The 11,757-nt window shown below is 69.1% G+C and carries 9 protein-coding genes; 7 read left to right on the forward strand and 2 right to left on the reverse strand.

What is annotated here, in order from left to right; translation table 11 throughout:
- Positions 1–192: 192 nt before the first annotated feature.
- Positions 193–2,142, forward strand: a complete 1,950-nt coding sequence (dxs, locus tag MLGJGCBP_RS21950) for a 1-deoxy-D-xylulose-5-phosphate synthase (protein ID WP_160098001.1) — start codon at positions 193–195, stop codon at positions 2,140–2,142.
- An 81-nt stretch (positions 2,143–2,223) separates the two neighbouring features.
- Here dxs and MLGJGCBP_RS21955 read toward each other — a convergent pair whose 3' ends face one another.
- Both MLGJGCBP_RS21955 and MLGJGCBP_RS21960 read right to left on the reverse strand, forming a co-directional pair.
- Complete coding sequence (locus tag MLGJGCBP_RS21955; protein WP_087555852.1) at positions 2,224–3,621, reverse strand: sugar porter family MFS transporter; 1,398 nt, start codon at positions 3,619–3,621, stop codon at positions 2,224–2,226.
- A 96-nt stretch (positions 3,622–3,717) separates the two neighbouring features.
- Positions 3,718–4,734, reverse strand: coding sequence for an iron-siderophore ABC transporter substrate-binding protein (locus MLGJGCBP_RS21960; protein WP_160097996.1), 1,017 nt, complete (start codon positions 4,732–4,734; stop codon positions 3,718–3,720).
- Positions 4,735–5,027: 293 nt separating this feature from the next.
- Between MLGJGCBP_RS21960 and MLGJGCBP_RS21965 the strand changes: the two genes are divergently transcribed.
- The 6 genes from MLGJGCBP_RS21965 to MLGJGCBP_RS21990 all read left to right on the forward strand — a co-directional run.
- Positions 5,028–5,807: a GntR family transcriptional regulator gene (locus MLGJGCBP_RS21965; RefSeq protein ID WP_087555854.1), complete on the forward strand. Its 780-nt coding sequence runs from the start codon at positions 5,028–5,030 to the stop codon at positions 5,805–5,807.
- Positions 5,804–6,031, forward strand: coding sequence for a 4Fe-4S dicluster domain-containing protein (locus MLGJGCBP_RS21970; protein WP_005240903.1), 228 nt, complete (start codon positions 5,804–5,806; stop codon positions 6,029–6,031). Before MLGJGCBP_RS21965 ends, MLGJGCBP_RS21970 begins: the two co-directional genes overlap by 4 nt.
- A 16-nt stretch (positions 6,032–6,047) precedes the next feature.
- Positions 6,048–7,478 carry an ABC transporter substrate-binding protein gene (locus tag MLGJGCBP_RS21975; protein ID WP_160097997.1) on the forward strand — a complete coding sequence of 477 codons (1,431 nt, stop codon included), beginning with the start codon at positions 6,048–6,050 and terminating at the stop codon, positions 7,476–7,478.
- Positions 7,475–8,332 carry an ABC transporter permease gene (locus tag MLGJGCBP_RS21980; protein WP_160097998.1) on the forward strand — a complete coding sequence of 286 codons (858 nt, stop codon included), beginning with the start codon at positions 7,475–7,477 and terminating at the stop codon, positions 8,330–8,332. The genes MLGJGCBP_RS21975 and MLGJGCBP_RS21980 overlap by 4 nt, the downstream gene beginning before the upstream one ends.
- Positions 8,329–9,108 carry an ABC transporter ATP-binding protein gene (locus MLGJGCBP_RS21985; protein WP_072942307.1) on the forward strand — a complete coding sequence of 260 codons (780 nt, stop codon included), beginning with the start codon at positions 8,329–8,331 and terminating at the stop codon, positions 9,106–9,108. Before MLGJGCBP_RS21980 ends, MLGJGCBP_RS21985 begins: the two co-directional genes overlap by 4 nt.
- Positions 9,108–11,757, forward strand: a 2,650-nt coding sequence (locus MLGJGCBP_RS21990) for a fumarate reductase/succinate dehydrogenase flavoprotein subunit (RefSeq protein WP_160097999.1), incomplete at its 3' end; no start/stop codon positions are given. The genes MLGJGCBP_RS21985 and MLGJGCBP_RS21990, both read left to right, overlap by 1 nt.

Here is an 11,757-nt window from a genome sequence, read left to right on the forward strand (position 1 = left end):
CCGCAATTGTGTGAAGCCGGTCACGGCTGTGGCCGGAATGCCCGAGGACGAAGCCCCACCACTCGGTCGCCGCGACCGGTACCGTGTGTCCCGCCCTTCCGCGGCTCCGTAGACTGGTTCCACTGTGACGTGACACGAAGCCACGTGGCAGAGGCACGCAAGGCAGCGTGCATCACGGAGGGAGCGATCTCGTTGGGTGTTCTTGCCCGTATCCAGACGCCTGACGATCTTCGTCAGCTGAATCCGGCGGAGATGAAGCAGCTCGCCGCGGAGATTCGTGAGTTCCTCGTGCAGAAGGTCGCGGCGACCGGCGGGCATCTCGGCCCCAACCTGGGCGTCGTCGAACTGACCCTCGCACTGCACCGCATCTTCGAGTCGCCTGCCGACCCGATCGTCTTCGACACGGGCCACCAGGCGTACGTCCACAAGATCCTCACCGGCCGCAAGGACGATTTCGATTCGCTCCGCAAGCAGGGCGGCCTGTCCGGGTACCCGTGCCGGGCGGAGAGCGATCACGACTGGGTCGAGTCGTCCCACGCGTCGGCGGCGCTGTCGTACGCCGACGGCCTCGCGAAGGCCTTCGAACTGACCGGACAGGCCCGGCACGTCGTCGCCGTCGTCGGTGACGGCGCCCTGACCGGCGGCATGTGCTGGGAGGCGCTGAACAACATCGCCGCAGGCAAGGACCGCTCGGTGGTCATCGTCGTCAACGACAACGGCCGCTCGTACGCGCCGACCATCGGTGGTCTCGCCGACCACCTCGCCGCCCTCCGGCTCCAGCCGGGCTACGAGCGCATCCTCGACAGCGGCCGGCGGATGGTGAAGAAGCTGCCGTGGGTCGGACGCACCGCCTACTCGGTCCTGCACGGCATGAAGGCGGGCCTCAAGGACGCCGTCGCCCCGCAGGTGATGTTCACGGACCTGGGCATCAAGTACCTCGGACCGGTCGACGGCCACGACGAGGCCGCGCTCGAATCCGCGCTGCGCCGCGCGAAGGCGTTCGGCGGACCGGTCATCGTTCACGCCGTCACCCGCAAGGGCATGGGCTACGCGCCCGCCGAGAACCACGTTGCCGATCAGATGCACTCGACCGGCGTCATCGACCCGGTCACCGGCAAGTCGGCCGGATCGGCGTCCGCCGACTGGACGTCGGTGTTCTCCGCCGAGCTGATCGAGCAGGCGAGCCACCGACAGGACATCGTGGCGATCACCGCCGCCATGGCTGGCCCGACCGGTCTCGCCGCGTTCGGCGAGAAGTACCCCGACCGCATGTTCGACGTCGGCATCGCCGAGCAGCACGCCGTCACGTCGGCCGCAGGCCTGGCGCTCGGCGGCCTGCACCCGGTGGTCGCCGTCTACTCGACGTTCCTCAACCGTGCCTTCGACCAGTTGCTGATGGACGTGGCCCTGCTGAAGCTGCCCGTCACCCTCGTCCTCGACCGCGCGGGTATCACCGGCAGCGACGGCGCCAGCCACAACGGCATGTGGGACATGTCGCTGCTGGGCATCGTCCCCGGGATGCGGGTCGCGGCTCCCCGCGACACCGCCACCCTGCGGGAGGAACTGGGTGAGGCGCTGGCCGTCGACGACGGGCCGACCGCGCTCCGTTTCCCGAAGGGCACGGTCGGTGACGACGTGCCCGCCGTGAGCAGGCTCGACGGCGTCGTCGACATCCTGCACGCCCCCTCCGGGCGCAACGACGTGCTCATCGTGTCGGTCGGCGCGTTCGCCGGCCTCGCGCTCGCAGCCGCAAAACGTCTGGAACAGCAGGGCATCTCGGCGACCGTCGTCGACCCGCGGTGGGTGCTGCCGGTCCCGGAGTCGCTGCTGAAGCTCGCCGAGGACTACACGATGGTGGTCACCGTCGAGGACAGCGGTCTGCACGGCGGTGTCGGGTCCGCCGTGTCCGCCGCGCTGCGGTCGGCCGGGGTCGACGTGCCCTGTCGTGATCTCGGTGTTCCGCAGCGGTTCCTCGACCATGCGTCCCGCGCGCAGATCCACACCGAGCTGGGACTCACCGCGCAGGACGTCGCAAGGCAGATCACCGGGTGGTTCGCCGCCCTCGGCAACCTGCGCCCCGGGCAGCAGAACGGTGTCGTCGCCGGCCTCGACTCGCAGCGCGCGGAGAACAGCGGCCAGTAGACCGACCGCCCCGCACGAAAATCCGGCCGAATCACAGTGTGATTCGGCCGGATTCGTCGGTGCCGGGTCAGGATGCCGGGGTCAGGTGTGCATCTCCTCGAGTTCCATGCCCTTGGTCTCCCGGACCTTCAACCGGACGAAGAAGTAGGACAGCAACGCGAAGAACGCGAACAGCCCGTACAGGAACCACAGCCCCACCGAGCGGGTGAGCGGCGGGAACGACAGCGTGACCGTGAAGTTCGCGATCCAGTTCGCCGCCGTGCTGATGCCGAGGGCGTAGGCGCGCATGTTGTTGGGGAACATCTCGCCCAGCATCACCCACATGATCGGGCCCCAGGTGGCGGCGAAGAAGATCACGAACAGGTTGGCGCCGATCAGCGCGAGCGCTCCCCATGGGCTGGGGAGCACGACATCGTCGCCGCTGCCCGTCGCCTGGGAGAAGGCGACAGCGGCGAGGAGCAGGCTGACGAACATGCCGAGCGAGCCCACCTCGAGCAGAATCTTCCGGCCGATCCGGTCGACGAACAGGATGGCCACGAACGTCATGCCCACGTTGATGATCGCGGTGATCACCGACGTGGTGAACGATTCGTTCTCGGTGAAGCCCACCGACTTCCACAGCGTCGTGGAGTAGTAGAAGATCGCGTTGATACCCACGAACTGCTGGAAGATGGCCATGAAGATGCCGACCCAGACGAGTGGCTGCAGCCCGAACTTCGGGCCGCGAATATCGTCGAACGACGCCGTCGACTCGTGGCGGAGGGTCAGCCGGATCTCGGAGACGCGTTCGTGCGGGTCGAGCTCGCCGGTGATGTTCGCGAGGACGTCGGCGGCCTCCTGATCGAGATGCTTGCCCACCAGGTATCGCGGCGACTCGGGGATCATCAGGGCGAGAACGCCGTACACGACCGCGGGAATCACACCGACGAGGAACATCCAGCGCCACGCCTCGAGGTTGAGCCACAGCTCTTCCGACGCGCCGCCCGCCGCATTCTGCAGCACCGCGTCCGACAACAGCGCGGCGAAGATGCCGAGAGTGATCGCCAGTTGCTGCAGCGACGCCAGCGCGCCGCGGTAGCGGGCAGGCGCGATCTCCGAGATGTACGTGGGCGCAATGACCGACGCGATACCGATGCCCAGGCCGCCGAGGACGCGCCACACCATCAGGTCCGGGACGCTGAACGCGAGACCGGATCCGAACGAGGAGACCACGAACAGCACCGAGCCGAGCAGCATCACTTTCTTGCGGCCCCAGCGGTCCGCGAGGCGGCCCGCAAACCACGCCCCCACAGCACATCCGAGCAGCGCGATCGCCACGGCGAAGCCGGTGAAGAACGACCCCAGCTCGAAGTGGTCCTGGATGGAGTCGACGGCGCCGTTGATGACGGAACTGTCGAAACCGAAGAGAAACCCACCCACCGCGGCGGCGACGGTGACGCCGATGACCTTCGCGGTGTGTCTTTCGGACATCTGCGTCATCGCATACCTGCTTTCGACGAGCGTTCCTGATGCGGGCACAAGCGAACTAGGTGTCCCGGAATACGCTACGCCCGACACCGCCTCTCAGGCGGGCGTTCAGGCACCCGCTTTCTTCGCGGCCTCGCTGAGCTGAGGCGTCAGCTTGTCCAGAACCCACGGTGTCGCGAGGACGCTGGTCTGGCTGAGCCCCGAGATGATCTTCGTGTCCGACAGCGCGACGGCGGTACCACGGCCGATGGCACCGAGATTCGCGTAGGCCGGGTTCGCCGCGACGGTGGTGTTCTCCGGGACGAACGCGACGACGACGTCGGCGTCCACACCGGAGATGTTCTCCACGGAGATGTCGGCGAAGAACTTGTCGGGATCGTTCGACGCGGCCAGCTTCTGCACACCGGGCGACACGGTGAAGCCGAGCTCGGTCAGCACCTGGACGCGGGGATCGGAGGGCATGTAGACGTTGACGGTCGCGGCGTCGGTGTCGAAGTTGATCACCGAGATCGTCTTGCCTGCGAACTCGGGATGCGCGGCGGCGGTCTGGGCGAGGGTGTCGTCGAGACCGGCCACGAGCTGCTCGGCCTCGGCGCTCTTCCCGAGTGCCTGCCCGATCAGGGTGGTCTGGTCCTGCCACGTGGTCTGCCACGCCTTGTCCGGGTACGCCACGGTGGGGGCGATTCCCGACAGTTTCTCGTACGTCTCCTCGTCGAATCCCTCGTACGGGGCGAGGACTGCATCGGGTGCCAGCGCGGCGACGCCCTCGATGGGGGTGGACGTGGCCGCGTCGAGCAACGTGGTCGCGGACGGGTCGAAACGATCCTGCAGCCACGGCATCACGCCGTTCGTCTCGGCGCCGTACGTGTATTTCGGCATGCCGACCGGTGTCCGGCCGAGGGCGTAGACGACGTCCTGGGCGTTCCATCCGAGGGTGACGATGCGTTCGGGTGCCGCGTCGAGGGTGGTCGATCCGAACGTGTTCTCCATGGTGACCGGGAATCCCTCACCGGACGTCTCCGTGCTGCCTCCGCCGTCGCCGGACGAGCACGCGGCGAGGAAGAGGGACGAACTGGCCACGGCGAGTGCGACGGCGAGCTGACGTCGGGCGGTGGGTGCGAACACGGTGACGACTCCTTCGGGACGAAAATAGAAGGTAAGCCTAACCTAGAGTTGTGCGCTCGTTCGGCGGACGGAGCCACTTCGAATCACCGTGATTGGAACTCCCGGGCCCGCCTCCGACTGGCGCATTACCGGTACTCCGTCGTGTTCGCGCTGGTGAGACGAGTCGCCGCAGGAGCGGACCCGGCCGATTCGCCGAGGCGTCCGGGGCGGGTGTCCGCCACGACTCCGGGCCCCGCGGACTGCCGTTAGCGTGTGTCTTCGTCCAGCTCACACGCACAATCGACGAAGGAAACCTGGTGGTGAATCCGACTCCCCTCCCGACGGCGTCACGCAGTTCCCGTGCGGACCATGCGCGCAGATTCGCCGACCTGCTGCGTCAGCAGATCCACGCGGAGTCCTTCGCCGAGCGCGGATTGCCGTCGGAATCGGAGCTGGCCGCCGAGTTCGGCGTGTCGCGCAACGCGGTGCGCGACGGGCTGGCACTGCTGAAGCAGGAGGGACTCATCGACCGCGCCCCGCGCGTGGGAACCCACGTGGCGCAGCGCAAGTACGACCACGGCCTCGACGCCCTGCTGGGGCTGAAGGAGACGCTGAAGGGGCACGGCGAGGTCCGCAACGACGTCCGCGCGGCCGTGGAGATCGCCCCGCCGCCCGCAGTCGCCCGCCGGCTGCAGCTGGAGCCGGGCGAACCCGCCGTGTACATCGAACGGGTGCGCTACCTCGGCGACCTGCCGCTCAGCCTGGACCTCACGTACCTCGTCCCCGACATCGGCGCCGAGATCCTCGGCCGCGACCTCGAAACCAACGACGTGTTCGCGCTGATCGAGGAGGTCTGCGGTCAGCCACTGGGTTCCGCCGATCTGGCGATCGAATCCGTCAACGCCGACGCGCACTCCGCCGCGAACCTCCAGACCCCCGAGGGTGCGGCGCTCCTGCTGCTCGAGCGCCTCACCCGGCTCGTCGACGGACGTCCGGTCGACCTCGAATACATCCGCATGCGCGGTGACCGAATCACAATGCGCAGCAACCTCGTCCGCAGACCCGACATCACGAACTGGGAGCTCACCTCATGACCTTGGTCAACCAACGCGCCGACGTACCCGTCACCATCGACGAGTCGCTGTGCATCGAGGGCTGCACCCTGTGCGTCGAGATCTGCCCGCTCGATTCCCTCGCCATCAACCCGGAGAACGGCAAGGCGTTCATGCACGTCGACGAGTGCTGGTACTGCGGCCCCTGCGCCGCGCGCTGCCCGACCGGCGCGGTCACCGTGAACATGCCGTACCTCCTCCGCTGAGCGAAAGACCACACAGATGAAGCGACGTTTCTCCACCTTCGCGATCGCCGCCGCGGCACTGACACTCGTGGCGACGAGTTGCTCCCTCGATCCGTCGGCCGGCACCGGTGACGCGGTCACGGTGGTGATCGGGTACCAGTCCAAGACGATCAACACCGTCACCGCCGGAACCCTGCTGCGGGCGCAGGGCTACCTCGAACAGCGTCTGCAGGACGTCACGGAACTGACAGGGACGAAGTACTCCGTCGAGTGGCAGGACTACGACACCGGTGCGCCGATCACCGCCCAGATGGTGGCGGAGAAGATCGACATCGGATCGATGGGCGACTACCCCATGCTGATCAACGGCTCCCGCACACAGGCGAACCCGCGCTCGAAGACAGAGATCGTCTCGGTGACCGGCTACAACCCCAAGGGCGCCCTGAACATGGTGGTGGTGCCGCCGAACTCACCGGCGACCACGCTCGGCGATCTGGCGGGCCGGAAGGTCTCCGCCAGCGTCGGCTCCGCGGGCCACGGCACCCTCGTCCAGGCACTCGACCGTGCCGGAATCGACCCGGCCACCGGCGTCGAGGTGCTGAACCAGCAGCCGCAGGTCGGAACGTCGGCGCTGGAATCCGGTCAGGTGGCCGCGTTGTCGCAGTTCGTCGCGTGGCCCGGACTTCTCGTCTTCCAGGACAAGGCCAAGCTGCTGTACGACGGCGCCGAACTGAACACCCCGACCCTGCACGGTGTGGTGGTCCGGGAGGCGTACGCGGACGAGCACCCCGAGGTGCTCGACGCGTTCCTCCGGGCGCAACTCGACGCCACCCGGTTCGTGCAGACCGAACCTCTCGAGGCGTCGCGGATCGTCGCCGACGCGAGCGGCCTGCCGCAGGAGGTCGTGTACCTGTACAACGGCCCGGGCGGCACCTCCTTCGACACCACGCTCAAGCCCGGCCTGATCGGTGCGCTGAAGAACGATGTGCCGTACCTGAAGTCGATCGGCGACTTCGCCGACCTCGACGTCGACGGTTTCGTGAACGACGCACCGCTGCGGTCCGCGTTCGAGGCGGACGGGCAGGACTACGACACCACACTCGCGTCCACCACCAACCCCGCCGCCGTCGCCGGTACCGACCCCGTGTGCGCCGCGCCCGCGAGCGACCCGGCACTGGCCGGCGAGCTGTGGTTCGACGGCGCCGCCGAGACGCAGCCGGCCGCAAACCCCACCTGCCTGCTCCGGGCGGTGAAGCAGGCCCGCGCCGAGGGTCACACCGTGCGCGCCGGCTACGTTCCCGACGCCGAACTGGGCACCCGATGGTTCGCGGACAAGGCGGTGTGGGTGCGCGACGGCGACACGTTCCTGCCGTTCACCACCGGCGCCGCGGCCGACCGCTACCTGCGCGCGCACCCGTCGGGAGCCGTGGTCACCTACGACCGCGCCGTCGAGGAGGTCCGGCCGTGACCACGCTGGAACAACCGGACGTCCTGCCCGGCACCGAAGCCGTTGTGGAAGAACATGATCCGGCGACCCGCCGGCGGTCGTCGCCGTGGCGATCCCGGCTCGTGCGAGTCGCCTCCGTGCTGGGCGCGATCCTCGCGTGGCAACTGCTGACCGCCCACGACGTCCGGCTGTGGCTGCGGTTCGACACGCTCCCCACCGTCACCGACGTGGTGTCCGCGTTCGGCACCCAGCTGCAGACCGACCTGTTCTACCTCGACCTCGGACAGTCGCTGATCCGCATCCTCAGCGGATTCGGACTGGCCACGGTGGTCGGGGTGGCCACCGGAATCGCGCTCGGCCGATCGGAACTGTTCGCCGACGTCCTCGGCCCGCTGACCGAACTCGCCCGGCCGATCCCCGCCATCGCGGTCGTACCCGTCGCGATCCTGCTGTTTCCCAGCGACGAGGCGGGCATCGTGTTCATCACGTTCGTCGCCGCGTTCTTCCCGATCATGGTGAGCACCCGGCACGCCGTCCGGGCACTGCCGACGCTGTGGGAGGACTCGGTGCGCACCCTCGGCGGCGGACGCTGGGACGTGCTGGCCCGGGTCGTGCTGCCCGGGATCCTGCCCGGCGTGTTCGGTGGACTGTCCGTCGGGATCGGGGTCGCCTGGATCTGCGTGATCTCCGCCGAAATGATCTCCGGCAGGCTCGGTGTCGGGTACCGCACCTGGCAGGCGTACACGATCGTCGATTACCCCGGCGTCTTCGTCGGCATGATCACCATCGGCATCCTCGGGTTTCTCACGTCCGGGGCGGTCGAACTGCTCGGCAGGCGCGTCACCCGCTGGCTGCCACGAGGGGAGCGCGCATGACCGCCACCGCCGGAACCTCCGTGGCCGCGGGGATGTCGCTGGTCCTCGACGACGTCACCCTGTCCTACACCGGGAAACCCGTCATCCGTTCGCTGTCGCTGACCGTGGTGCCCGGCGAGATCCTGGTGCTCACCGGACCTTCGGGGTGCGGCAAGTCCACCGTGCTCCGGGCACTGGCGGGCCTGCTGCCGCCCGATTCGGGACGGGTCGTCGCCGACGGCGCCGCGGTGGAGTCGACGTCGCGGGACCGGGCGGTCGTGTTCCAGGACAACGCGCTGCTCCCGTGGCGCACGGTGCGCTCGAACATCGAACTGGCCCTCGCGCTACGCGGCGAACCCCGCAAGGGGCGCCGTGAGACCGCCGACCGCTGGATCGCGGAGGTGGGCCTGACCGGGTTCGGCGACTTCCTGCCGAAGAACCTGTCCGGCGGCATGCGCCAGCGGGTGCAGCTGGCGCGCGGCCTCGCCGGGGCACCGCGGGCCGTGATGATGGACGAACCGTTCGGCGCCCTCGACACCCAGACCCGCGGCGTCATGCAGCGACTGCTCGTCGACACGTGGAGCACGCACCCGACGACGGTGGTGTTCGTGACCCACGACGTGGACGAGGCGGTGCTGCTCGGTGACCGGGTGGCGGTGCTGGGCCGGGCGGGTGAGCCGCTGCGGGCACTCGTCGACATCCCGCACCCCCGTGACCGCGACCACCTCGACCATCCCGGCACCCGTGCCGCCCGCGCCGACGTTCTCGGCGCGCTGAACCACACTCCGGAGACCTGATGGACATCCCCGATCTCGCCGACACCGTCCGACTCGATTGCGACGTCCTCGTCATCGGCGGCGGCACGGCAGGCACGATGGCGGCACTGACCGCCGCCGAGAACGGCGCGAACGTGCTGCTGCTCGAGAAGGCGCACGTGCGCCATTCCGGTGCGCTCGCCATGGGAATGGACGGCGTCAACAACGCCGTCATCCCCGGCAAGGCCGAACCCGAGGACTACGTCGCCGAGATCACGCGCGCCAACGACGGAATCGTCAACCAGCGCACCGTGTACCAGACGGCCACCCGCGGTTTCGCAATGGTGCAGCGCCTCGAGAAGTACGGCGTCAAGTTCGAGAAGGACGAGTACGGCGAATACGCGGTCCGCCGGGTGCACCGCTCCGGTTCGTACGTGCTGCCGATGCCCGAGGGCAAGGACGTGAAGAAGGCTCTCTACCGGGTGCTACGGCAGCGGAAGATGCGCGAGAAGATCTGCATCGAGAACCGGCTGATGCCCGTCCGCGTCCTGACGGAGAACGGCCGGGCCGTCGGCGCCGCCGCGCTGAACACCCGCACGGGCGAGTTCGTCGCGGTCGGCGCGAAAGCGGTCATCCTCGCGACCGGCCCGTGCGGCCGGCTGGGGCTCCCGGCGTCGGGGTACCTCTACGGCACCTACGAGAACCCCACCAACGCGGGCGACGGTTACTCGATGGCCTACCACGCGGGCGCCGAACTGAGCGGCATCGAGTGCTTCCAGATCAACCCCCTGATCAAGGACTACAACGGCCCGGCCTGCGCGTACGTCGCGAACCCGTTCGGCGGCTACCAGGTCAACGCCGAGGGGGAGCGGTTCGTCGACTCCGACTACTGGTCGGGGCAGATGATGAGCGAGGTCAAGAGCGAGATCGAATCCGCGCGCGGCCCCATCTATCTCAAGGTCAGCCACCTGCCGGAGGAAACCCTCGACACGCTCGAGTCGATCCTGCACACCACCGAACGCCCCACCCGCGGCACGTTCCACGCGAACCGCGGGCACGACTACCGCAGCCACGACATCGAGATGCACATCTCCGAGATCGGCCTGTGCAGCGGACATTCCGCGTCCGGGGTGTGGGTGGACGAGCACGGCGCCACCACGGTCCCGGGGTTGTACGCCGCAGGCGACCTGGCCTGCGTCCCCCACAACTACATGATCGGCGCATTCGTCTACGGCGACCTCGCCGGATCGCACGCCACCGGCACCCTGCCCGATGTCGAGGCGCCGGCCGCGCTGCCCGCGGAGCAACTGGCCGCCGCGCACGAGCTGATCTACCGGCCGCTGCGCAACCCGGACGGCCCGCCCCAGCCGCAGGTCGAGTACAAGCTGCGCCGCTTCGTCAACGACTATGTGGCGCCGCCGAAGACGGCGACGAAGTTGTCGATCGCCGTCGAGACGTTCGAGCGGATGGCGGGGGAGATCGCCGGGATGGGCGCGACCACCCCGCACGAGCTGATGCGCTGCGCGGAGGTCACGTTCATCCGGGACTGCGCCGAAATGGCGTCCCGCAGTTCGCTCACGAGGACCGAGAGCCGCTGGGGGCTGTACCACGAACGCGCCGATCTTCCCGAGCAGCGGGACGACGAATGGGGTTACCACCTGAATCTGCGGCGCGGCGAGAACGGGGACATGGAGTTCCTCAAGCGCCCCGTCGAACCGTACTTCGTGCCGGTGCCCGGACTCGATTCCCTTCCGCCGGTGGACCGGACCGTCATTCCCGTCGCTCAGCCGCCGCTGGTCGGCGGCCGGGCGCCGGTGGAGGAACGCTCCCGCATCGCGGCGCCGGTCCGGCAGGAGCCGTCCTCGCCGGCCATCGTCGCGGTCCTCGGACTGGACGCCCCGAGCGTCGCCGAACTCGCACCGTATCTGGAGGACGCCGATCCGCAGGTCCGTGTCACGGCACTGTCCGTGCTGACGGAGGGAACACCCGACGGATTCGGTGCCGCCCTCGTCGACGCGCTCGGCGACGGCGCGGTGACGGTGCGCCGCGCCGCCGCCGACGGACTCCGCGAACTCGTCGAGGTGCTGCCGTCCGGCGACGGACTGGCCGAGCACCTGGGTTCGGCCGACGCCGTGGTCCGAGCCGCCGTGGTGGACGTTCTGCGGGCCCTGCACGCCGGTTCGGCGGAGCAGTTCCTGGCCGCACTGTCCGACGCCGATCACCACGTCCGGATCGAAGCAGTGCGGGCACTGGTGTCGCTCGACCGGTGGGAGTCGGTGGCCGAGGGAGCACACGACGAGAACCGCGAAGTGCGTATCACCGTCGCGCACGGCCTGGCCACCGTCGGGCTCGGCGGTGTCGCGACGGTGCGCACACTGGCCGGAGACCGGGATCCGCTGGTGCGCGCCGCCGCGCTCACGGCGTTCGCGAGTCTCGGCTGCCGCGGCGACGACGCCGCGCTCGCGACAGCGGCGCTGCGGGAGTCGGCCTGGCAGATCCGGCAGGGCGCCGCCCGGGCACTCGCCGGAGCGGACCCCGACGTCGCGGTGCCCGCGCTGGCGGACGCCCTGACGGACGCGCACCTCGACGTGCGCAAGGCCGCGGTCCTTGCACTCGGCCGGTGGACCGGCGACCGCGGCGCCGTCGACGCCCTCACGGCCGCCCTCGGGGTCACGGGAGGCGGCGCGCGGG

It is taken from the genome of Rhodococcus sp. T7, from assembly GCF_009872365.1.
Taxonomy (GTDB): Bacteria; Actinomycetota; Actinomycetes; order Mycobacteriales; family Mycobacteriaceae; genus Rhodococcus_F.